Below are 21312 nucleotides of genomic sequence, written 5' to 3'. Positions count from 1 at the left end.
AAAACGGATGTAGGGGGGTGACATGACGGCGCTGCCAGATATCAATAGCCCGCATTCATCGCCCTGGCGTCCTGATGCGGATCGCCGCGCCCGACAGGCTGCCGCGCTTGCCCTACGCAGCCCTGCCTTTCTGCGACGCCTTTACCAGATCAGAAGGTTTCGGGGACTCATCCACAAACTGTGCCTGCGCCTTGAGGGCGGACAGATGCATTCAGCGACATGGCGCCAGATCCTGCATGAGTTTCATGGCGTCCAGATCGGCCGCTACAGCTATGGCGATATCCTGAAGCCTGGCTTGCTGCCCCCCGGCACCGTTGTTGGCCATTATTGTTCGGTGGGGATGCAACTGATCGTCCGGCGGCGCAACCATCCGCTGGAGCGGCCTTTCCTGCACCCGTTCTTCTACAACAGCCGCCTGGGTCTGCTGCAGCAGGACACGATCCCCGCCATCGATGACAACCCGCTGACCATCGGCCATGATGTCTGGATCGGCGATCGTGTCCTGATCCTTCCGGGCTGCAAGACCATTGGCAACGGGGCGGTGATCGCAGCGGGAGCCGTCGTGACCCGTGATGTCCCCGCCTATGCGATCGTTGCCGGCACCCCCGCACGGCAGATCAGGATGCGCTTTGGCCCAGAGCGGATTGCGGAACTGGAAGCGAGCAGATGGTGGACCCAGAGCATCGCCGATCTGATCAGAATGCCGCTGGTCACGGGCATTTTCGGACCAGATCAGGACAGCCCGCTCCCGGCTCAATAAAAGCCCCCACCGCCACAACCTGATCAGAGTGCAATCCGTCTGCCGCAAGGCCAGGGTCCTTCCTGCGCCCAGCCGACGCGTGTGGATGCGCGTCCTGCACAGCCCCTGCGCAAGCTGCGGCAACAACGGGCCCGGGGCGGCGGAGTAACAGCCTTTTGCAAGACTGGCGGCATCTGAGGGGTTGGGAAAAATTGACTTGGCAGACATGATCTGCAAGGCAACGATCAGATAAGGTTTCCAAGTCTTGGAAAGCGCTCCGACTCGCGGGCAGATGTGGAGGACAGCGGAATGTTGAGCGCTGGCAACAAAATCATCGCGACACTGGCCGTTCTGTTTGGCCTATGCCTGCCGACTGTGGCATCGGCGCAAAGCACCGTGCGGCTTGCACCGGGGGACAATCTGGCTGAGGCGGTTGCCGCCGCAAGACCTGGGGATATTCTGGAACTCGAAGGCGGCGATTATGGTGCTCTGACCGTCAGACGGGCGGGGGGAGAGCCCACCCTGCCGGTCACTGTGAGATCGGCCGATCCGGCCAATCCGGCCCGGTTCTCCGAACTCACTCTGCACGAGATGACGTATCTGGTGCTGGACGGGTTGGTCTTCGACTATCGCTACAGCGCCGGGGACAAGCACAATATCCGGCCGTTCCGGCTCTTGTCCTCCCGCGGGTTGACCATCCGCAACAGCCTGTTTGACGGCGACAGGGTGCCTGACGACAGCCTGGGGGACGCTTATCCCACGGGTTTCGGGGTTGCGGTCAGCCGCTCTGCCGAAATCCGGCTTGAAGCGAACGAGATCAGGGATTTTTATCGCGGGCTTGTAATCGGCGATACGGTCGATATGGCGGTGGTGCGCAACGACATCCACTCCATGCGCATGGACGGTATGAACCTTGCCCAGGTCGAACGAGTCCTGATCGAGGAAAACCTGATCCGCGATTTCACGCGCGCCCTCGATTCCGATGATCATGCCGACATGATCCAGTTCTGGACCAACAAGACCGAACGCCCCAACCGCGACATCACGATCCGCAACAATGTGCTGAATTCGGGTCTGGGCGGGTATACGCAATCGATCTTTATGCGCAACGAAGAGGTGGATACCGGCCGCGCCGGTGCCGAGATGTATTACCAGGATGTCCTCATCGAGGGCAATGTGATCATCAACGCCCATATGCATGGTATCACGGTCGGCGAAACCGACGGGCTGATCATCCGCAACAACAGCGTGCTGCATAATGCACGCTCTGACGGAAGACGACAGAATATCAACCTCTGGACCCCGCAGGTGCGGGTCGCCGGCACGGCACGCAATGTGCGGATTGAACACAACGTGCTGCACAAGATCAGCGGCAATGAAGGGCAGGCCGACTGGACCGTCCGGAACAATTTCGAGGTTCAGGACCGTTTTGCAAACCAACCCAATCATTACAATGCCCTGTTCATATCCCCGATTAATGGCGATCCGCGTGACATCGGATCGTTCCGCTATCTGCCGGGGGGCGCATTGGCCGGGTCGGGGCTTGGGGCGGCATTGCTTGACGATGCCTCGACTGCCGTTTTGCCGGAAGTAGATCTCTCCGGTCTGGGACCCGCCGTGCGCACCTTGCCCGACCCTGACCGGCCCAACCGCTTTACCTTCGATATTGCCGAGGGCAGCTCCAAGGCCGGCCTGGATCTGACAGGTGCCCGGGCAGTCTGGGACTTTGGGAACGGGAGCCGTGCCGAAGGTAGCACCGTCAGCCATACATTCGACACGCCGGGCCTGGTCAATGTCTTATTGACGCTGACGCTGGCGGACGGTCAGGTGCAGACCAGTTCAGCCCGCGTCACGCCACGTCGGCCGGAGGTGATTGAATATGATCCACAAACCGGACTCATCACCTCCTTCGTGGAAGAAACCCCGAGGGCGTTGGACGTTCCGGTTCAGGTTGGCAGCCTGAAGCTCGGTGGCGGAAATGCTCTGATCACAGTGCCGCGCGAAAGTCTGCTCCCAGTTTTTGGCGCACGCAGATTCAGCCTGCAGACGCGTCTGCGCACGGATGGCAGCTACAAGGCGGCAGGGGTCGTCTTTCATCTGCATAAGACGCTGCTCGTCACGATCAGCGGACGCGGCACGGTGGATGTAGAGTTCACCACTGAAACCGCGCGCCTTCTGAAGCTCAGCACCCCCCCACTTCCCATTCTGGCCGGAGACTGGGTGGATCTGGCCATCGACTATTCGGACAGCGATCAGATGCTGCGTGTGCTGGTGGACGGGAAGGTTGTCGCACAGGGGCGATCCTCGGGACCGCTCCGACCGCTTGAATATTGGGGGCTTTCGTTGGGCCATGCTTTCGAAAGCCGCCCCAGCTTTCAGGGAGAAATGGCGCGTTTGGTTCTGAAGGTTGGAAAAGATGGCAGCTCGGTTGAACATTGAAGCCGCGCAGATGCCGGTCGCACGGGTCGGTCTTCCCTTACCGGTGATCTTCTATCTGCTGGCTGTGGTCTTCCCGGTCGTGTTCAACCTGGGCCCCATCGTCATGACGCTGGTCCGCATAGTCCTGCTGATCATGGTCCTCCCGATGCTTGTCGGCCTGTTCATGGGCCGGTTTGGAAAACTCATCCCGACCGACGGGCTGTTCCTGTTGCATCTGATCTGGATGGTTGTCGCGCTTGCGGTCACGACACCGGCGCAGGTCATTACCCAAAGCGGCTCTGTCGGTGTAGAGTTCATCGGCGGCTATCTGATGGGCAGGTGCTACATCCGGGACCGGGCAAGCTTTCTGGCGCTGTGCCGTTGGCTGGTCTTGCTAGTGCTGCTATCGCTCCCCTTTGCCCTGCACGAAACGATCACCGGGCACCCGCTGATTGTTGAGACCATCCGCAGCATCCCGGGACTGACATCGGTTGGGGTTGTATACGCTGTACCGCGCATGGGTCTGGAAAGGGTTCAGCTGGTCTTTGCCCACCCGATCCATTACGGCCTGTTCTGTTCTGTGGTCTTCTCCATGTGCTTTGTAGCGCTGAAGGATGTGTTCTCGGCCTCCCGCAGGGTAATCAGCAGTTTTATCATCATGCTGTGTGGCTTCCTCGCCCTGTCGAGCGGTGCCCTGCTGGCAGTTGTGCTGCAGATTGCGCTGATCACCTGGGCGACACTCTTTGCGCGGGTGCGCTGGCGGTGGTGGTTGCTGGTCGGGCTGTTCGTGCTCGCCTATGTGGTCATAGACATCCTCTCGACGCGCTCGCCGATCCGGGTCTTCATGAGTTATGCGACCTTCTCCGCCCACAACGCCTATTGGCGCGGGATCATCTTTGAATGGGGCGTCAAGAATATCTTTGGCGACGCCGCAGAAAATATCCCGGCTGCAGTTTGGTTCGGGATCGGCCTGAACGACTGGGTCCGTCCGGTGTACATGTATTCCGGCAGCATGGACAATTTCTGGCTGGTGACCGCCATCAGATATGGCATGCCTGGGTTGATCTTGCTTAGCTTGGGTATGATCCTCGTGATCTTCCATGTCATGCGCCGGAATTTCGAGGGCGACCCGGCGCTGATCAACATCCAGCGCGCCTGGGTTTTTACCATGCTTGGCCTGTCCTTTACCCTCAGCACGGTTTATGTCTGGTCAAATATATTCTCATTTGTGTTCTTCATCTTCGGCACCGGTGTCTGGCTGATGACAACCAGCCCGCTCAAGGAAGCCGAAGAGGCTGCGACACTCCATTCCGGCGACACAGCAGACCCTAAGGCCCTGGCGTCGCCCTATACCCGTTTTGGCAAGCGGAACCGGAGTGATGCGCCGCACCCTGCCTAGTCAACAACACTGGATTTCACATGGCTGATACTCCCTGCCTTGGTGTGGCGATCTGCACCTTCAATTCTGCAGATGTGATACTGGACTGTCTGGAAAGCCTGCTGGCCTCCACCGGGGTCGCGTTACGGATCGTCATCGCCGACAATGCGTCCGGCGATAACACCGTCACGCTCCTGCGCGACTGGGCGGCGGGGCGGCAGGCCTATCTGGCACCGGAAAACTGCCCCTTTGCCTTCACGCCCGCCGCGCGCGTTGCGCCCATACCGCTGGATGGCACCGCCAGCCCCGACCTGCCCCACCGGGTCCGGCTGCTGGAGACCGGCGTCAACGGCGGATTTGCCGCGGGGGTCAATGCGGCCCTCGCCGTGCTGGCACAGGACGCCGATGTCGATCGGTTCTGGATCCTCAATCCGGACAGCATGGTGCCGCCGGACACCGCGCAGGCATTTGCCCGGGCATCGGTGCCAGAGGCGGGCTTTGCGCTAATGGGGGGGCGGGTGGTCTATTTCGACACCCCAGACCAGATCCAGATTGATGGCGGAACCCTGAACCGCTGGACAGGCGTGACCGGCAATCTCAATGTGAGGGGGCCGCATCCGGGGGCACCAGAGCCTGATCCTGCAGACATGGCCTTTATCACCGGTGCCAGCATGGTCGCCTCCCGCGACTTTATCGCGACCGCGGGGCCGATGCCCGAAGATTATTTTTTGTATTACGAAGAGGTGGACTGGGCCCTGCAGCGCGGGGCTTTGCCTCTGGCCTATTGTCCGGGCGGCGTGGTCTATCACCGCGCCGGAACGGCCATCGGATCGCCGACACCCTGGCGCCCGGCCAGTCCGTTTTCGCTCTACTTCAAGCATCGTGGGCGATTGCGCTTCATGGGGCGGCATTTTCCGGCCGGGGTGCCGACGGCCTTGCTGTATTCCCTCGCCAAGGCGGGGCAGTTGCTGCTCAAGGGCTATCCTGTCGAGGGCTGGACCGTGTTGGCCGCCAGCCTTGGCCTGCCGCCCTCGGCACAGGTGCGGGCACGGTTGTCCCCCGAGGCGCAGAAGCGCGCCTTCTGATCCCCAAAACAGAAACGCAAAAGGCCCGGCGTGATGCCGGGCCTTGTTCATGTGGTCAGAGCTGAACCTTCAGGCGGCGGTTTTGCGCGACTTGCGGCGCTGTGCCACAAAACCCATCAGGCCAAGCGCGGTCAGGCTCAGCGGAAAGGCCGCCGGAACCGGGACAGCCACCAGTTCGAAGGTTGCTTTCACAAAACCGATACCCGCCCGACCCTGAACGAAGCTCGTGCCATCAGTCCCGAACACGGTATCGGCAAGGGTAATCTGAATGCCAAGCCCGGGGGCAATGCTGATGATGCCGCTGATGAAGGTCGCCAGGGCACTTGCCGGTGCGCCGGCAACACCAAAGCTTGTACCAAGAATGGTGAGGCTGCCGATCGTGCCACCAAAGTCGAAGGTGGCGGTGCTTGGGCGCGGAATCAGATCATCAGGGTCAAGCGGCCCGTCGTAATGCACCAGACCGTAAATATTCATTGAAGCGCTGTCACCTGCATTGGTCAGGTCAAAGCTGTAGGTGGCACCGTTGAAGTTCTGCGGTCCCGAAGGTGACAGAACAACTGCGCGGGTCTGCAGACCCGCCATACCGGGAACCCGGAACGGCGTGGCGGTCACATCAACCGAATAGGTCGCCGCATGCGCGGCCCCCGAAATGCTTGCCGCGGCAAGACAGGAAAGAAGAAACTTTTTCATAACTATACCCTAAGGTTGATGGTCTTTTGTTCAAGTAACACGACGGCATCCAGACGCAAGTTGCCATCCTCCGAAATGGAAACATTCCCGGCTTATTTCACACAAGCTTCACGGTTTCGCCTATCCGTTAAGCGATACGCCGCCCTTGACGCCGGTTGCTGTTTCCATTTGCGCAACCATCCCCGAAAATATTAACAAAAACATTAACGAAAAACAGGATCTCTGCCGGGACCGCCCGAATCCCCAGGCCACGCCCGTTATCCGCGCTTTTTCAGCCAGCCCAGAAAGGCCGCATCGGGGCTGCGCAGCTTTGGCCGGCCCGAGCGGTGCCAGATTTCGCGCCAATCCGCTTCCAGCGCATAGATATCCCAGCCCGGCATCAGGGCGCGGGCGGACTCGAGCGTGGCGAGTTTCAGCACCGGCCCCGCCTGCCCCGGCCCCACCACCATATCGCGGCGGCGCACCGCAATGATATCGCCCGGCTCTTCGGCCAGATGATACTCGGGCAGATGATCGGCCGCGATCATGTCGCGCATCATCTTGCGAAACACCCTGAGCGGACTGGCCGAGCCGGATTTGCGCGCCAGCACCTCCAGGCTGATGTGCCATTCGGCCTGCCGGCCGCAATGCTTGCGGGCCAGCTCATAGACCCGGCGCTCCAGCGGCTTGCGCAGGCGGAAGTAATCGCGGCTCAGCGTCAGCACCGATTTCGACAGCACCGCGCGGAACAGCCAGTCCGACAGCGTGACCGCCACCTGCACCATGCGCCCGCCCTTGGTGGCCCGCACGATCTGCCAGCTCTCAATGAGGCCAAAGCCGGTGGTGACCTCCTGCCCCCCCGTCACCATATTGGTGGTGATCCTTGTGCCCGCCAGCCGCTCGAAGGCCTCGCGCAGCCTTGCATAGCCGTCGCCAGAGGTTTCGCGGTTGGTGGCCACCATCAGATCATGCGCGGTCAGCCGCAGATGCCGCGTCACCTCGCGCCCGGCATTGAGCGCCGCCATCAGCTGGCTGATGCAATAGATCAGGATGTCCTTGTCAAACAGCGTGGCCAGCCCCCGGACCGAAGGCGTGACCGTGATGTCGATGCCATTGTGGCTGTAGGACAGGATGCGCAGATCGGTCCGGGTCGAGAGCGAGAACAGCGGATGTTCCATGCTGGCCATGTCATCCTTGGGCAGCGCATCCAGAAAATCGCAGACGAAGAAATCGCCGCCCCGGGCCTGCACCCTGTCAGGCAGCAAACCGCCCTGCCCCGCCAATACCGCCGCCATTGCTCTGCCCTCTGCCTTGCCCGGCCGGTTGCGATCCTTCGATCTGCCGGCCTGGCACCCCTGTTGCGGGGCCCATCGAAACTTCGTGGTTTCATTAACACCCAACTTATCCACAGACCCGCACAGCACCAAGCAGAAATTTGGCCTGATCGGGGTTTCAGAGTCGGCGCTTCGGGGTTCCGGAATCGCCTGATCGGGGTTTCAGAGTCGCCCCCTGTGCCAGTGTGGCATTTTTATCCTTCAGAATCATAGGCTTGAAAATCCAGGTCGACACATAACTATTGAAATAACACATATTTAACAAAACTCCCTTGGTCCTGTGACTCGCGCCCCGCTGCCCAAGCGACGACGCACCTCCAACAAGATGTTGATAATGCTAGGGAAAATATAGAACTTCTGGATAGGTAGCACCTTTTCTTTCATGTGCGGTGTTTTTGTGTATATTGCTGAAAACAACGCATATGAGGCAGCCATGGCCCGCGAATCGAGCCGCGACCCATCCCCCGATCTTCCGCCCTATTTCAACCTGTCGCCCGATACGGCGATGGCAGCGCTTGGGTCCACGGTCAGCACCCAGGATCTGGCCCAGATCGCAGACCGGGCCGGCAAGGGCCGGGATGAGCTGGCAGCGCGCGGCATGACCGAAGCCGGGCACAAGACCCTGCGGCAGTTTTCCACCTGGGAGATCTGCCGCTATCTGATCCCGGTGGCGCAGGGGCATTTCCGCCGGGTGCTGAAGGCCAATCCGGCCCTGCCGCAGGGCCGGTCGGAAACCGAAGGCGGCGCGAAATGGTTCACGCTGGATGAGGTGCTGCGTCTGCGCGCCTTCTTTGCGGCTGAGGGGTCAAAAGCCAAGGAGTATCTGCCCTACCGCCCCGCCAGCCTGCCCGCCAAGATGGTGGCGGTGGCCAATTTCAAGGGCGGGGTCGGCAAGACCTCAACCTGTGCGCATCTGGCGATGTCGGCGGCGCTGGATGGCTACCGGGTGCTGGTGATCGATCTGGATGCGCAAGGCTCGATGACCTCGATCTTTGGCGGGCGCGTCGCCGATGAATGGCAGACCGCCTTTCCGCTGATCGCCGGCCATTACGCCCGCCACCTGCAAGCCGAGAACCGCGCCCGGGCCGACCGGGGCGATGCACCGCACCCCTTGGATGCCACCCTGACCGAAGCCCTGAAGATCACCCCGGATCAGATCATCCAGAAAACCCATTGGCCCAATATCGACCTGATCGGCAGCCAGCTGAACCTCTATTGGGCCGAGTTCCAGATTCCGGTCTGGCGCATGCAGGCGCGGGGCTGGAAGCTGTGGGATGCGCTGTCGGATACCCTGGCCGACAGTGGCATCCTGGACCGTTATGACCTGATCTTCCTTGATACCCCCCCTGCCCTTGGCTACCTGACCATCAACGGTCTGGCCGCCGCCGATATCCTTCTGGTGCCGCTTGGCGCGTCCTTCCTTGAATTCGATTCGACGGGGCGGTTCTTCGACATGCTGCATTCGACCTTTGCCAGCATCGAAGAAGGCGAGAACATCGCCGCCCGCGCGCTTGGCCGTCCCGAACTGGCCTTTGAATGGGATGCGGTGCGCACCGTCATCACCCGCTATGACAGCAGCCAGCAGGCCGAGCTTGCCGCCTTCATGCAGGCCTATATGGGCCGGGCCATGGCGCCACAGCGGCAGGAATTCACCGCGCTGATCGGGCAGGCGGGGGAACAGGTGAACGGCATCTATGAGGCCGATTACCGCGACTTCAACCGCGACACCTATATCCGCGGGCGCGAAACCTTTGACGCCACCTGGGCCGAGTTCAAGAAACTGCTCTACGGCATCTGGCGCCGCGACGAGCTGGCCCGCGACAGGGCCGCGGCAGAGTGAGGGGCGGCGGCAGAAGGACCGGGGCAGGTGTCAAATGTTTCGCGCGCGAAACATCCGAGCCTTGCCACCGCACGCTGGCCTGACAGAATGGCAAGGATCGCCGCACAGACTGGCCAGAAGATTTGCGCAAAGACTGGCGCAGCACATTCCGGAGATTGCCCATGGCAAAGCGCAGACGTCTGACATCTTCCCCGTTTCTGGCCGAGGACAGCGGCTCTGATAGGGCGCAAAACGGCCCGCTGGAGATCAAGGCCTTTCTGCGCCCCGGCCTTGGCGCGCCAGCCCCGATCGCGCAGGTGGTGGCCGAAGCCTCGGCGCAGGCCGCGCTGACCGAGCTGTCGGATGCGATGGCGCGGGCCAGGGCCGAAGGGCGGCTGGTGCTGCGCCTTGCGCTGGACCAGATCGATTGTGACCACCTGATGCGCGACCGCATCGGCCTTGATGAAGAGGAACTTGCGCCCCTGATGACCTCTTTGCGCAGCCATGGCCAGCGCACGCCGGTCGAGGTGGTCGAACTGTCCTCGGGGCGGTTTGGGCTGATTTCCGGCTGGCGGCGGATTCAGGCTCTGACACGGCTGTTTGCCGAGACCGGCGAGCCGCGCTTTGCCGAAGTGCAGGCCCTGTTGCGCCAGCCGGGCAGTGCGCAGGAGGCCTATGTCGCGATGGTCGAGGAAAACGAGATCCGCCTCGGCCTGTCCTATTACGAACGCGCCCGCATTGCCGCGCGCGCCGTGGATGCCGGTGTGTTCGAGACCGAAAAACAGGCTCTGCAACGGCTGTTTGCCTCGGCCAGCCGGTCGCGCCGGTCCAAGATCGGCAGCTTTGTGTCGCTGTACCGGCTGCTGGATGAGGTGCTGCGCTTCCCGGCCGCCCTGCCGGAACGGCTGGGCCTGGCGCTGGCGCAGGCGCTGGACCAGCGCCCGGCAGAGGCACAGGCGCTGGTCGAAGGCCTTGCCGCCGACCCGGCCCCGGATCCGGCAGGCGAACAGGCGCGGCTTGCAGCCTTTGTGTCGCGCAAAACCGGCTCTGAACCGGCGAAACCCCGCGTTCTGCCCCCTTCGGTCAAGGAGATGCGGCCCGGGGTGTTTCTGGAAGTGTCGGGCGGCTGGTCGCGCCCGGTGCTCACCTTGTCTGGCCCAAGGGTCGACCCGGATTTCCGCGATGCGCTGGAACGCTGGCTGGCCGCACATGGCTAGGGCAGGGGTCAGGGCTGCGGTGATGGGCCTGGCCTGGTGCCTCGGGCTTCTGGCGGCCCCGGTGGCGGCACAGACCCCGCCGCCCGGCCTGGGCCGGATCAGCCAGGGGGCCAGTGTGCAGCCCGGATCCGGCATTTGCACCGGCGCGCTGGTGGCGGCCGATCTGGTGCTGACGGCGGCGCATTGCGTGCGCGGCGCGGTCAAGGACCCGACCCGCCTCCGGTTTCATTTTGGCTGGCGCAAGGATGTGGACGGGCGCAGCCTTGGCCCCGCAGACCGGCGCTTTTTTGACCTGCGCCATGGCGTCGAGGTGCTGGTGATCGACGCGCCCGACGGCCCCGGACTGGCCGCTTTGGCCTCAGATGTGGCTCTGATCCGGCTGAATCGGCTGGTGATGCCGGATCAGGTGGCGCCACTTGCGCTGACCGCGCCTGGCCGTCTGCCGCCCTTGGGCACGGTGTTTGAGCTGTTTGCCTTCGACCGTCAGACCCCGGATCAGCTGGGCGACAAGGTGACCTGTCGTCTGGTCGGGGTGGTGCCGGGTCTCTTGGGGCTTGATTGCCCGGCGGTATCGGGCAATTCCGGGGCACCGGTGCTGTTGTCCGCCGAGGGCGGTGGGTCGGTCTCTGCCGTGATGGTGGCGGCCACCGCTGCGGGCCGCGGTGAGATCCGGTCCTGGGCCGTGCTGTTGCCCGACTGGCTGCGCGACCGGGTGACGGCGGCAAATGTTTCGCGCGCGAAACAATAGCGGCAGGGTTCAGGCCTGACCGCGCTTGTCAAACACCCGCGCATAGGCCGCCAGAAGCTTTGGCACCGAATGTTGCCAGGACAGGGTCTCCAGCACGCGCTGCCGCCCCATCAGCCCCATCTGCCGCGCCTCTTCCTTGTGGTCGATCAGCCAGGCGATTTTTGTCGCAAAATCCACCGGATCATTGGCGCGGGCGTAAAGCGAGGCATCGCCCGCCGAGGCGCGGCCTTCGGTGAGGTCAAACTGCACCACCGGCTTTTCCAGGGTCATGTATTCCATGACCTTGTTCATGGTGGAAATGTCGTTCATCGCATTCTTGGGGTCGGGCGAGACCCCGATATCGACCGCGTTCAGCGCGGCCAGCATGTCATCGCCAAACAGCGCCCCGGTAAAGGTGAAATACCGCTCCAACCCGCGGCCCGCCACATCGGCCTTCACCTCTTCCAGCGTCGGGCCAAAGCCCACGATGACGAAATGCACATCGCGCTTGTCGAGCTTGCGGATCAGGTGCTCGGCCGCCTGCACCAGCAGATCCATGCCTTCCTGCTGGCCAATGACCCCGACATAGCCCATCACCGTGGCGGCTCCGCGGCGATAGTCACGGTTGCCAGGGCCGGGCAGGAAGGTTTCAACCTTGGGGGCCGAGCGGATCACGAAGACATCTTCGGGCGCCATCTTGCCGCGCCGGATCGCAATCTGGCAAAAGCTTTCATTGGTGGCCATCGACACATCGGCCACGGCAAAGGTCAGCCGTTCCCAGATCAGCATCACCTTGTAGAGCAGGCCACGCTTGTTGAACTTGGCCTCGAACAGCTCGGGGCAGACATCGTGATGGTCAAACAGATAGCGCACGCCTGACATCCGGTAGCGCAGGCCCAGCAGAAAGATCAGATCGGGCGGGTTGCAGCCATGGATCACATCGAACCCCTGTTCGCGCCGCACCACCCGGGCCAGCCGGAACATGTGCCACAGCGCATGCAGATATTCCTTCGCATAGGCCACGGCCCCGGAATGCGCCTCGACCGGTTCGGGATAGCGGTAGATCTGGACGCCGTCGATCTCTTCCCGGGCCTTGGTCCAGCCCCGGCCCATCGGACAGATGACCGACACCTGATAGCCCGCTTCTGTCAGCGAGGTTGCCTCCAGCCAGACGCGGCGGTCAAGCGGAACAGGCAGATTCTCGACAACGATCAGAACGCGGCGGGGGGGTTTGAATTGCATTGGGGTCCTGTTCAACCATCACTGTGAAATCACTGTTTTATTCGGTAGCCATATCCAAAGACGCGCAGCATGAAAAGATTATTCCCCTTGCCCTGCCGCAAACGCCTATATCTTCAATCTGATGTCACAAGCGTAACCTTCAGGCCGGGTCGGTGCCTTACAATTCAGCTGGCCTGTTCCGGGGCGGCGCATAAAGCAGCGCAGGAGACAGGGGGATGTCTGATATGCAAAATACGGTGTTGCGGCGTCTTGCCCTGGCCGGTCTTGCCTTGGCCTGTCTGGCCAAAGAGCTGGCCAAAGAGCTGGTCGGGGGGCTGGCACAGCTGCGGCCCCTGCGGCTGCCCCGGGCCCGGGTGGGGTTCTGATCGCATGGAGCAGGCATGGCGATCTCGCGTTTTCTGAAGCGGCTCAGGCCGCAGCCCCCCTATCCCGACCTGCCTGCCCCGAAAGACCCGATCTGCATCATCGGGGACATTCACGGCCGGTCTGATCTTTTGGATACTCTGGTCCGGCAGCTGTGCTGCGCCCCCCATCTGGGCCGGACCCGGGTGATCCTGGTCGGCGATCTGATCGACCGCGGACCGGACAGCGCCGGGGTTCTGGCCTGTGTGCGTGACTGGTGTGACGCCCCCGCGCCCTTTGCCGCGGTGGACTGCCTGATGGGCAATCATGAACGCATGATGCTGGATTTTCTGGATGACCCGGTGACACAGGGGCCGCACTGGCTGTCGCATGGCGGGGAGGCGACCCTGGAAAGCTTTGGCCTGTCGCCGCACCGCCGCCCGCCGGACAGCACCGCCGACAGCGCGCTTGTGGCGCTGCGCGATGATCTTCTGGCGGCCTTGCCCGAGGGCTTGCAGGACTGGATCCGGGCGCGGCCGCTGATCTGGCAAGACGGGCCGCTGGTCATCACCCATGCCGGCGCAGACCCCGACAGTCCGATGGAGGCCCAGTCGGACACCAGCCTGCTCTGGGGGCATCGCGCCTTCCTGACCCGCCCGCGCCGCGACGGGCTCTGGGTGGCGCATGGTCATGTGATCACCCGCACCCCGGAGGCCCGCACCGGCCGGATCGCGGTGGATACCGGGGCCTGGCAGACGGGCTGTCTGACCGCCGCCCGCCTTGCCGCCGATGGCCTGCGGTTCATCTCCACCCCTCCGCCTGAAGAGCCCTGACGCCACTGAACCCTGCAGCCAGAGGACACTGCTGCCGCTCGGTAATACCTCTGCTTGCACAGACCTTGCGCTGGTCCTGTCATCCTGTCCGGGGATGGGCCGCCAATGACCGAAATGTTTCGCGCGCGAAACATTGTGGCCGGGGCAGGCACGCAGATCTTCGATCCTGTCGCGACGTGCTGGTTGAATGGGTCTGAGGGCGCGCGCAGCGCGCGGCGGGACAGTTGACCGCACAGGCCGCGCCATGGACTGCTTCGGCAAGGGTGGCACCGGCTTTGCTAACCAGATAATCACTTTGACGAGCCAGGCTGCAGGCCACTGGAAATTAGCCACTTTGGACCGCAAAGTTGCGGATCTTCTTGGGGTCCAATCGCTGGGGAAGTATGTAGTCATTGATTTGAGGCGAGCCAGCAGTCACGCTGACAATAGTGCGCAAATGCAAAATCGTGGAAGGGATGGCATGAGCCTCCGTCGTAGATCCTTGGTCCGGCACATAGAGCCCACATCCGACCTGTCCCCTGCCACGATCTCCTTGAACGTACAGCGACCACGCAACGCGACGTTTGATTATGCGCGCCTTGTCGCGGCCGTCGGCATTTTGTTTTTCCACTCCGGTGCGCCCGGAGCATGGATTGGTTACGCGGCGCTACCCTTCTTTCTCATGCTGCTCATTTGTCTTGCTTGGCCCGCAGCACAGCGGGAAACCGCAGGGGCCTATGCAGGCGGACGCATCCGCCGATTGATGGGTCCTTGGATCGTCTGGTCGGCAGTTTATGGCGCGCTGAAACTGGCAGAAGGGGCCGTCAAGGGCGAACCGCTGACCACGGAGTTCGAGCCTTGGATGTGGCTCACAGGTCCGGCGATCCATCTTTGGTTTCTGCCTTTCGCCGTAGCGGCCTGTCTTGCGCTCTGGCCATTGGCTCAGGCCGCAGCGGGAATGAATGAACGGTCGCGGTTTGGTCTGGGGGCGGGCTGTGTGGGCCTCTCTCTCATCGCTCTGCTTGCGCGACAGGGCGTCAATCTGCCAATACCTGTCGCGCAATGGGCCTATGCCTTGCCTGCCGTGCTATTAGGGGTGGCGTTTGCGCTGATACAGACACCTCCACGAGGCAGTTTTCTGACGGCGGGTGCAGTTTTGGTGGCGATGCTGGCCGCAATTGCTTTCAGCGGCTTTCTGCCGGGGGTGGCGCAGCTTGCAATCGCTGCTGGCGCACTCTGGCTTTGCTTCGCCCTTGCCCTTTCTGACAGCGGTGCTGCTCGCTTGAGCGCCGATCTATCGCTCACCATCTATCTTGCGCATCCTATGGTCATGGCAATCCTTACCAGGACAACGTCGATTCCAGAGAAAAGCACGACATTCGCGCTGGCCACACTTGTGGTGACTCTCCTCCTCGCCCTCGGGCTGCACCGCGTCAAACTCCGCCCTGTCCCTGTTGAGACAGGGCCAGAACAAACTTCTGCCTCCAGACGCATTCTACCCCCCCTTTAATCGTCCGATTTCAAGGGCGATGCATGCTGACTGGCGCTGCTGTCGTCGATCTCCAGACTGCTCTGATTGGGAGTGATGCGTCGCGCATCGTGGCACCCTTGCGCTATGCTGCTTTTCCGGGGCCGCCCCCGATGGCCGAGGCAGAAGGGGCTGCATGGATTGTCCGGGTTCAGGAACTGGCTGCGGTGTCCGCACCAGAGATGAGCCAGCGGATCGGAACGCTGATCCCGCATCGCGATGCATTGAAGCCTTCGCAGGCTATTCTGATCGATGGCATTTGCAAGATAGGCACCTGCCTTTTCACACACTGGTTTATGTCCGATAATGCAAGATTATCGGACACTACTAGGGACACATCACGGCGGCCTTTTCTGTGAGAATATCTGGGCATAAGCGCCGTATGAGTCTGGTAGGAGGCCTGCTGTTTGGCCTCTTTGACATAAGAATTTCCTACCCAGTATCGCAGGGTGACAATGGCATTGGGCAGTCTGCCCGTCCATGCCTGATTGATCCGGCGTGTCAAGTCTACTTCACTGTTTCTACGGGCGTAATTATCTCATAGAGGTGAACCGCGCCTGGTTTTCTAGAGGCTGATTGGACATTGGTGACGCGGCCATGGGTTCAGTTTCCAGAGCGTTGTAGAAGCTTGCTTCGGCTTCTGAGGGTGGGATGTTGCCGATGGACGTTTTCGCCAAGTTCATGACAGAACTAGCGGTGCAGGCTCACGAAACCGGCAGCAGGCTAGAGGCGCTCGATGAAGATGTTGTCCAGATAGCGGGCTTTGCCGTCCATCGAGATCTTGATTTTGCCCGCTTCAGCCGGTCGGTTCAGTCGAAGGATGTGAACTGCGAGCCCTGGTCAGTTTTCATGATCTCGGGCGGTCCGAACTCGTGGATAGTCTCGTTCAGCGCCTCGAGGTAGAACTCGACCTCCAGTGTGTTGGAGATGCGCCAAGCTGGCACTGCGCCACGACCGACAGTTTGGGATGAATTCGTTCGATCATCCTGCGCCTCACTTTCCGGTCCAAGGCTTGAGCTTTCGTGACAAAAAATCGTTGGCGACGGCCACAGCCTGACCGCCACGCTCAAAAATGCCCGTGGTACCTTCCAACAGCGCCTTCTTCCACTGATGGATCATCGTCGGATGGCCCTCGTAAGCGGTCGCCAGTTCCGACACTGTGCGCTCGCCCTTCAAAGCCTCCAACGCAACCCGCGCCTTGATCCGCGTCATGGTTCCTGCGTTTCGACAAGTTCTGATCTCCTCGTCTTGGGGATCAACAGACCTCAGATCGGAACTTCCGTCACTATTCGATTTTTTTTGGGGTAGCTCACTCTAGCTCAACCGCCTGGCTAGAAATCTTTGATCTAATGTGTGAAACCTCATATGAAACACGCAGATTTCAAAAACCATTTCATGGTGATGTAATGAGGGACTGTTTTGGTGCATGATGAAAACCAGTCAGATCTTTCTGACATCGTAGTAGATCTGGACGGTACGCTGATTAAGACCGATATGCTGGTCGAGGGCCTGTGCCAGTTGGCGGGCCAGTCGGTGCTCCAGGCCTTAGGTACGCTTTTGGCTCAGTATCGCCATCCCGAACAACTGAAAGAGACAGTTTTTGAAAAGGTTCGCATTGACCCTGCGACGCTACCTTACAACAAGACGCTGCTGGACTGGCTGCACGGTGAGGCCGTCAAGGGACGAAAAATTTATCTGGCATCAGCCTCGCCTTTGAGCGTGGTCCGGCCGATAGCCGAGCATCTGGGCCTGTTTGCCGGTGTTTTGGGCAGCACAGCTGAGGTCAATCTGAAGGGCGCGGCTAAACTGGCCGCGATCAGACATGAACTTGGCTCACGCGACTTTGTCTATGTGGGTGACAGCGCGGCCGATCTGCCGATCTGGGCGGGAGCAACTGAGGTGGGCACAGTGAATGCGCGTTCTGGCGTGCAGCGACACCTCGCAGGCCGTCCGGTGCAGCGGTTTGACTTTTCCCAGAATGCGCCACGCCATCTGCTGAAGGCGATGCGGCCGCATCAGTGGGTCAAGAACCTTCTCGTATTTCTGCCGTTTCTGGCGGCGCATCGTTGGGGAGAGATGGCACTGATCGGCGAGGCCTTGTTGGCCTTTGTGGCCTTCTCGCTGTGTGCTTCGGCAGTCTATCTGGTCAATGATCTGCTGGACATTGAGGATGACCGACACCATCACAAGAAGCGGTTTCGTCCCATTGCGGCAGGAACGCTGGCAGCAGATCGGGCAGCAGGGGTAGCTGCTGCGCTGATGGTGGCTTCATTGACGCTGACACTGTTGCTGGTGCCTGCATTGCTCGTGCCGCTGGTGATCTATGTCGCGGCGACATTTGCCTATTCGCTACGGATCAAGACCCTGGCCGGAATGGATGTGGTCTGGCTGGCCGGGCTTTACGTGATCCGTGTTGTTGGCGGGGCGGCAGCGACGGGGATTGATATCTCGACCTGGCTGTTGAACTTCTGCATCCTGATTTTCCTGTCGCTGGCCTGCGCCAAGCGCTGCGCTGAACTGGTGACGCATCTGTCTGCCAACCGCGAGATGAGTAGTCGGCGCGGGTACCAGGTGGCCGATCTGCAGGTTATGACGGCGATCGGAGTGGCAGCGGGTTTTTCAGCTGTCATCGTGTTGATGATCTATCTGCAGGATGCAGCGACTCTGCAGCTTTATGGAGAGCCGCGGCTCTTGATCCTGGTCTGCGTGCTACTCTTGTATTGGCAAAGCCATCTGTGGATCACGGTCCGGCGCAACGAAATGCATGCAGACCCCATCGTCTTTGCCTTGACTGAACGAAAAAGCCAGATCGCGAGTGGATTGATGCTGCTTACCTTTGTGGCAGCGGCGGTGACTTGATGCGTATTGAAATCCTAGCCGCAGCGCTGTTGAGCATCGTCTTGGGGGCAACGGGGCAATTGTTCCTCAAACTTGGGGCCACACGGTTGTTTGCCATGCCGCGCCAAGATGGGGTGCTTGGGCTCCTGCGTGATTTTATCATGACGTGGCAGTTGAGTCTGGGGCTGCTATTCTATGGCAGTTCGGCCTTTGTATGGATCTATGTCCTGTCCAAGGTCAATCTGTCGGTGGCCTATCCGATGGTGGGTCTGAGCTTTGTTGTGGTACTAGGGCTGAGCGTTCTTGTGTTGGGTGAAACGGTGAAACTGGGACAGATAATGGGCTGTGGGCTGATATTGACAGGAATTGTGATGGTGACGCGTGGATAGACGGCCAACACAACCGGATCAGGGTGGCTGGGGTGACCGAGTGACGGCGGCGGCGGTAATCCTGGCAGGGCTGTGGTGCATAGTGCTAAATTTGCAGATAGCGCCGGACCTTTATGGCTGGAGCGCCGTCAACCTGTGGTTTGACGCTGATGTGGGCCGGGTCGTGAACAATATGACCATCATTGAAAAGGGCCACAACGCCACCTTCAAGCATCCGATCTTTTCCATTGTGCTTTTGCCGCCCACCCGGGCCCTGCTGGCGCTAGGCCTGTCGTTGCACCAGGCTTTGGCGCTGATCTTGGCGGTCAATGCAGGGCTCTTTGCCTTTCTGATGGACCGCACGGGTCACGGGATGGGACTGCGCCCGTTGGACCGGGCCTTGCTGCTGGCGCTCTGCCTCGCCGGAGCTGGTTTTGTCTTCTGGCTGCCGATGCCGGAAACCTTTCCCTTTGGCGCTACCACCCTGATGGCGGCGCTATATATCATCACCCGGGTCCCGGCTCCGGTTGGCCGATGGGCGCAGGCCATGCCTTGGGCCGCCGGGGTCATGCTTGCCATGAGCATGACAATTACCAATATCCTAATGGTTGTGGCTGGGGGTGCCGTCGCACTGGTCCTCGCCGGGTCTCGTTGGCGCGAGCTGATCCCGTCGCTGCTTTTGGGCGGAGCATTGGGTCTGAGCGTGCTCGTGGTGGTGGCGCTGCTCCAAGATGCGTTCTTTGGAGATGCGGGGCTGTTCTTCAACCCCTTTTCGCTGGCCAATGAGATCCAGTTCGTAGGCCAAAGCGACGCCAGCAGCCTGATCCAGCGCTTGCAGACCCTTTGGCTACAGCCTGTGGTCGCTGGCTCTCCCGTGATGCCCGGTCAGATCGGCCTGAACAATATGGGCGTTGCGAATGCGGCGCTTCTTGCGGATGGCCGCTGGCCGATGGGCATGGTGGGTCAGAGCGCCATGGTGGGATGGCTGGGTCTGATCGGTTGGGCCGGCTGGGCCCTGATCCGCAACCCATTGGTCGGCCAAGAGGCAGCGCGGCGTATCTGGCTGACAGCGGTGGGTTTTCTAGGTCTGAACACCATGCTGCATCTGATTTATGGTAAGACGGTCTTTCTCTATCTCGCGCATTTTGTTGGCCCGTTGGTCTTGGTCATCGTGGCCCCAGTGCTCATGCAGGGCTGGATCCGGGCGCGGCTGCTGGTGGCGGCGGTGGTGGTTCTGGCAATGATCAGCAATGCGATGTCCTATCTGGTGGCATTGGATATGGCCGAAACCCTTCTGGGTCTGACGGTAGGCTCCTGAATTGTCCCCATCACGGGCCGGAGCCGATCCATGACAATCGGCCGCAACATCATTGGACCACCCATGCCGCTCTTGGCAGACTTTGGGGCAGTTTCCTTTAACGGCGCGAGCCAGGTCATGTTCTTGTCCAGCCAGATCAGCAGTGACCCGTGCCTGCGCAGCGCCGCTGTATAGGTGAACCAGTTCATTGTGCAGTAGCAGGCGGGAGAAAGCTTGCTTATGCCACCCCTCCAACCACCTGGCTTCACAATCAGAGTTCTGCAAAGACGCAGATGCCTCCTGATCTGATCCCCGCAAACTGGACCGTTTGAGGTTGGAGTTTTCCGCTACGTTTTTCTGGCTGGGAGAGGAGCGGGATCGGATGAAAGCGAGCAATTTCACGGATGCGCAGAAGGCGTTCATCTAAAGATGACAGCCCAAAACTCACCCGTCGAAGTCCGATTTTCAACAGTTTGACGTAATTTTTCGGCCTTTAGAACAGTTGCGCAGCGGCTCAATATTTTTGAGTGAGGTCGCGTGAAAAATCCGTGATTTTCCAACCGATCAGTTCGCGCCCATTTCATCTGCATCGGATCAAGGCGGTTTGATTGTACCAACTCTCGACCACAAACCAAGGGGACTATCATTATCGCAGCTTCAACTGTGTTGGCCCTTTTTGCAGGTGCAGCATCAGCTCAAGTCAATCAAATGAACAACGCGTCGCCAGCGCTCGGAGCTGCTGGTGCATCCGCGACTCAGGAGCCTGCAAGCGTGATTTACTCGACTAAGGAATTGGTGCGCGCCGGTCTCGACGCTGACGATCCGGTGACTGTAAGTGTTGCATCTACATCAGGCGGCAACACCCAGTCAGAGGGTGGCGGAGACTAACCACGCCGTTAGATAAGAAGCAGGGGCGTCCGCAGTATGTGGACGCCCTTACCCTCGTGCGGGGTGGCTGAGGCGATCTCGCGCGATCCTTGCCTATACTTAATCGTCCTCAAAAATTTTTGCGGACTTGTTAAGTTCGCGACATGCAACAGAACGCCACCTCCTCGGACCTGGCGCAGCTTCGAGCACATATCGCGGCCTTAGAGGCGGAGCTGGCGCTTTATGCCTTCAGATATGGCCTTACCATTGAGGCCCGCCGTCTGCTGGCCGAGCGGCTTCAGGACAAGCGCGATTCAGCCTCTGATAGCTGAGATTCCGTCAACGGGTGTTATGTCAGGCGGATTCGGTGCGGCGCAGATCGCGCAGGGGTTGTGACGTTGCCCCCTCCGCCTAATCCAGTTTGAGATAGACTCTGGCCTATCTGAAAGGACCAGAGATGAAGCGCAGCAGGTTCACCGAAGATCAGATCATCGGCATTCTGAAGGAGCATGAGGCCGGGATTTCCGTCGCCGATCTGTGCCGCAAGCACGGCGTCAGCGATGCGACGGTCTACAAGTGGAAAGCCAAGTATGGCGGGATGGATGTCAGCGAGGCGAAGCGGCTGAAGGGTC

The 21312-nt window shown here is 60.7% G+C and carries 21 protein-coding genes and 1 pseudogene; 17 read left to right on the top strand and 5 right to left on the bottom strand.

Features of this window, described 5'->3' with window-relative positions; translation table 11 throughout:
- The first annotated feature begins 205 nt into the window (after positions 1-205).
- The 4 genes from CXR43_RS18205 to CXR43_RS17285 all read left to right on the top strand — a co-directional run bounded on the left by CXR43_RS18205 (position 206) and on the right by CXR43_RS17285 (position 5620).
- Positions 206-760, top strand: coding sequence for a CatB-related O-acetyltransferase (locus CXR43_RS18205; RefSeq protein ID WP_103336430.1), 555 nt, complete (start codon positions 206-208; stop codon positions 758-760).
- A 288-nt stretch (positions 761-1048) separates the two neighbouring features.
- A complete protein-coding gene (locus CXR43_RS17295; protein WP_103336427.1) occupies positions 1049-3178 on the top strand; it encodes a PKD domain-containing protein in 2130 nt (709 codons plus the stop codon).
- Positions 3156-4556, top strand: a complete 1401-nt coding sequence (locus CXR43_RS17290; protein ID WP_146036553.1) for an O-antigen ligase family protein — start codon at positions 3156-3158, stop codon at positions 4554-4556. The genes CXR43_RS17295 and CXR43_RS17290 overlap by 23 nt, the downstream gene beginning before the upstream one ends.
- 20 nt (positions 4557-4576) lie before the next feature.
- A complete protein-coding gene (locus CXR43_RS17285; RefSeq protein ID WP_103336423.1) occupies positions 4577-5620 on the top strand; it encodes a glycosyltransferase family 2 protein in 1044 nt (347 codons plus the stop codon).
- Between the two features lie 69 nt (positions 5621-5689).
- Here the strand turns inward: CXR43_RS17285 and CXR43_RS17280 are convergent, their stop codons facing one another.
- Both CXR43_RS17280 and CXR43_RS17275 read right to left on the bottom strand, forming a co-directional pair.
- The gene (locus CXR43_RS17280) at positions 5690-6310 is read right to left on the bottom strand and encodes a hypothetical protein (protein WP_103336421.1); all 621 of its coding nucleotides are present in this window, start codon (positions 6308-6310) and stop codon (positions 5690-5692) included.
- 257 nt (positions 6311-6567) lie between these two features.
- Entirely contained in the window at positions 6568-7584 is a 1017-nt protein-coding gene (locus tag CXR43_RS17275) for a replication initiator protein A (RefSeq protein WP_103336419.1), read from the bottom strand.
- Positions 7585-8056: 472 nt separating this feature from the next.
- Between CXR43_RS17275 and CXR43_RS17270 the strand changes: the two genes are divergently transcribed.
- From CXR43_RS17270 to CXR43_RS17260, 3 genes are all read left to right on the top strand, one after another.
- Complete coding sequence (locus CXR43_RS17270) at positions 8057-9463, top strand: AAA family ATPase (protein WP_103336509.1); 1407 nt, start codon at positions 8057-8059, stop codon at positions 9461-9463.
- A 161-nt stretch (positions 9464-9624) separates the two neighbouring features.
- Positions 9625-10659, top strand: a complete 1035-nt coding sequence (locus CXR43_RS17265; RefSeq protein ID WP_103336417.1) for a ParB/RepB/Spo0J family partition protein — start codon at positions 9625-9627, stop codon at positions 10657-10659.
- Positions 10660-10681: 22 nt separating this feature from the next.
- Entirely contained in the window at positions 10682-11407 is a 726-nt protein-coding gene (locus tag CXR43_RS17260) for a trypsin-like serine peptidase (protein WP_168219884.1), read from the top strand.
- 9 nt (positions 11408-11416) lie between these two features.
- Here the strand turns inward: CXR43_RS17260 and CXR43_RS17255 are convergent, their stop codons facing one another.
- Complete coding sequence (locus CXR43_RS17255) at positions 11417-12628, bottom strand: glycosyltransferase family 4 protein (protein ID WP_103336410.1); 1212 nt, start codon at positions 12626-12628, stop codon at positions 11417-11419.
- 215 nt (positions 12629-12843) lie between these two features.
- On the opposite strand from CXR43_RS17255, the gene CXR43_RS17970 reads away from it, so the two are divergent.
- The 5 genes from CXR43_RS17970 to CXR43_RS17235 all read left to right on the top strand — a co-directional run bounded on the left by CXR43_RS17970 (position 12844) and on the right by CXR43_RS17235 (position 16213).
- Complete coding sequence (locus tag CXR43_RS17970; RefSeq protein ID WP_168219883.1) at positions 12844-12993, top strand: hypothetical protein; 150 nt, start codon at positions 12844-12846, stop codon at positions 12991-12993.
- Between the two features lie 15 nt (positions 12994-13008).
- Entirely contained in the window at positions 13009-13803 is a 795-nt protein-coding gene (locus CXR43_RS17250; RefSeq protein ID WP_103336407.1) for a metallophosphoesterase, read from the top strand.
- 244 nt (positions 13804-14047) lie between these two features.
- Complete coding sequence (locus tag CXR43_RS17245; protein ID WP_168219882.1) at positions 14048-15292, top strand: acyltransferase family protein; 1245 nt, start codon at positions 14048-14050, stop codon at positions 15290-15292.
- Between the two features lie 23 nt (positions 15293-15315).
- Complete coding sequence (locus CXR43_RS17240) at positions 15316-15669, top strand: CcdB family protein (RefSeq protein ID WP_246831443.1); 354 nt, start codon at positions 15316-15318, stop codon at positions 15667-15669.
- 301 nt (positions 15670-15970) lie between these two features.
- Positions 15971-16213 (top strand): hypothetical protein, encoded by a 243-nt coding sequence (locus CXR43_RS17235; RefSeq protein ID WP_146036552.1) that lies wholly within the window; start codon positions 15971-15973, stop codon positions 16211-16213.
- 90 nt (positions 16214-16303) lie between these two features.
- Here the strand turns inward: CXR43_RS17235 and CXR43_RS18275 are convergent, their stop codons facing one another.
- On the bottom strand, positions 16304-16522 hold the full coding sequence (locus tag CXR43_RS18275; RefSeq protein WP_103336399.1) for a hypothetical protein: 219 nt from the start codon (positions 16520-16522) through the stop codon (positions 16304-16306).
- A gap of 210 nt (positions 16523-16732) precedes the next feature.
- On the opposite strand from CXR43_RS18275, the gene CXR43_RS17225 reads away from it, so the two are divergent.
- The 3 genes from CXR43_RS17225 to CXR43_RS17215 all read left to right on the top strand — a co-directional run bounded on the left by CXR43_RS17225 (position 16733) and on the right by CXR43_RS17215 (position 19834).
- Positions 16733-18169, top strand: coding sequence for a UbiA family prenyltransferase (locus CXR43_RS17225; RefSeq protein ID WP_168219881.1), 1437 nt, complete (start codon positions 16733-16735; stop codon positions 18167-18169).
- Complete coding sequence (locus CXR43_RS17220; RefSeq protein ID WP_103336393.1) at positions 18169-18537, top strand: EamA family transporter; 369 nt, start codon at positions 18169-18171, stop codon at positions 18535-18537. The genes CXR43_RS17225 and CXR43_RS17220 overlap by 1 nt, the downstream gene beginning before the upstream one ends.
- A gap of 91 nt (positions 18538-18628) precedes the next feature.
- Positions 18629-19834: a hypothetical protein gene (locus tag CXR43_RS17215; RefSeq protein ID WP_103336390.1), complete on the top strand. Its 1206-nt coding sequence runs from the start codon at positions 18629-18631 to the stop codon at positions 19832-19834.
- Between the two features lie 101 nt (positions 19835-19935).
- Here CXR43_RS17215 and CXR43_RS17210 read toward each other — a convergent pair.
- A pseudogene (locus tag CXR43_RS17210) lies at positions 19936-20055 on the bottom strand (IS5/IS1182 family transposase); the annotation flags it as partial.
- A 789-nt stretch (positions 20056-20844) separates the two neighbouring features.
- Here CXR43_RS17210 and CXR43_RS17965 point away from each other — a divergent pair.
- On the top strand, positions 20845-21012 hold the full coding sequence (locus CXR43_RS17965) for a hypothetical protein (RefSeq protein WP_168219880.1): 168 nt from the start codon (positions 20845-20847) through the stop codon (positions 21010-21012).
- A gap of 125 nt (positions 21013-21137) precedes the next feature.
- Positions 21138-21312, top strand: a 175-nt coding sequence (locus CXR43_RS17205) for a transposase (RefSeq protein ID WP_146036551.1), incomplete at its 3' end; no start/stop codon positions are given.

This window comes from Pseudotabrizicola formosa (genome assembly GCF_002900965.1).
GTDB classification, from domain to species: Bacteria; Pseudomonadota; Alphaproteobacteria; order Rhodobacterales; family Rhodobacteraceae; genus Pseudotabrizicola; species Pseudotabrizicola formosa.
The sequence above is the reverse complement of the archived record's forward strand: the minus strand, read 5'-3'. Positions and strand labels throughout refer to the sequence as shown.

Coding starts and splice junctions, on each gene's coding strand:
- CXR43_RS18205 (WP_103336430.1), top strand. CDS start 206: ATGCATTCAGCGACATGGCGCCAGATCCTGCATGAGTTTCATGGCGTC.
- CXR43_RS17295 (WP_103336427.1), top strand. CDS start 1,049: ATGTTGAGCGCTGGCAACAAAATCATCGCGACACTGGCCGTTCTGTTT.
- CXR43_RS17290 (WP_146036553.1), top strand. CDS start 3,156: ATGGCAGCTCGGTTGAACATTGAAGCCGCGCAGATGCCGGTCGCACGG.
- CXR43_RS17285 (WP_103336423.1), top strand. CDS start 4,577: ATGGCTGATACTCCCTGCCTTGGTGTGGCGATCTGCACCTTCAATTCT.
- CXR43_RS17280 (WP_103336421.1), bottom strand. CDS start 6,310: ATGAAAAAGTTTCTTCTTTCCTGTCTTGCCGCGGCAAGCATTTCGGGG.
- CXR43_RS17275 (WP_103336419.1), bottom strand. CDS start 7,584: ATGGCGGCGGTATTGGCGGGGCAGGGCGGTTTGCTGCCTGACAGGGTG.
- CXR43_RS17270 (WP_103336509.1), top strand. CDS start 8,057: ATGGCCCGCGAATCGAGCCGCGACCCATCCCCCGATCTTCCGCCCTAT.
- CXR43_RS17265 (WP_103336417.1), top strand. CDS start 9,625: ATGGCAAAGCGCAGACGTCTGACATCTTCCCCGTTTCTGGCCGAGGAC.
- CXR43_RS17260 (WP_168219884.1), top strand. CDS start 10,682: ATGGGCCTGGCCTGGTGCCTCGGGCTTCTGGCGGCCCCGGTGGCGGCA.
- CXR43_RS17255 (WP_103336410.1), bottom strand. CDS start 12,628: ATGCAATTCAAACCCCCCCGCCGCGTTCTGATCGTTGTCGAGAATCTG.
- CXR43_RS17970 (WP_168219883.1), top strand. CDS start 12,844: ATGTCTGATATGCAAAATACGGTGTTGCGGCGTCTTGCCCTGGCCGGT.
- CXR43_RS17250 (WP_103336407.1), top strand. CDS start 13,009: ATGGCGATCTCGCGTTTTCTGAAGCGGCTCAGGCCGCAGCCCCCCTAT.
- CXR43_RS17245 (WP_168219882.1), top strand. CDS start 14,048: ATGGACTGCTTCGGCAAGGGTGGCACCGGCTTTGCTAACCAGATAATC.
- CXR43_RS17240 (WP_246831443.1), top strand. CDS start 15,316: ATGCTGACTGGCGCTGCTGTCGTCGATCTCCAGACTGCTCTGATTGGG.
- CXR43_RS17235 (WP_146036552.1), top strand. CDS start 15,971: ATGGACGTTTTCGCCAAGTTCATGACAGAACTAGCGGTGCAGGCTCAC.
- CXR43_RS18275 (WP_103336399.1), bottom strand. CDS start 16,522: ATGACGCGGATCAAGGCGCGGGTTGCGTTGGAGGCTTTGAAGGGCGAG.
- CXR43_RS17220 (WP_103336393.1), top strand. CDS start 18,169: ATGCGTATTGAAATCCTAGCCGCAGCGCTGTTGAGCATCGTCTTGGGG.
- CXR43_RS17965 (WP_168219880.1), top strand. CDS start 20,845: ATGCAACAGAACGCCACCTCCTCGGACCTGGCGCAGCTTCGAGCACAT.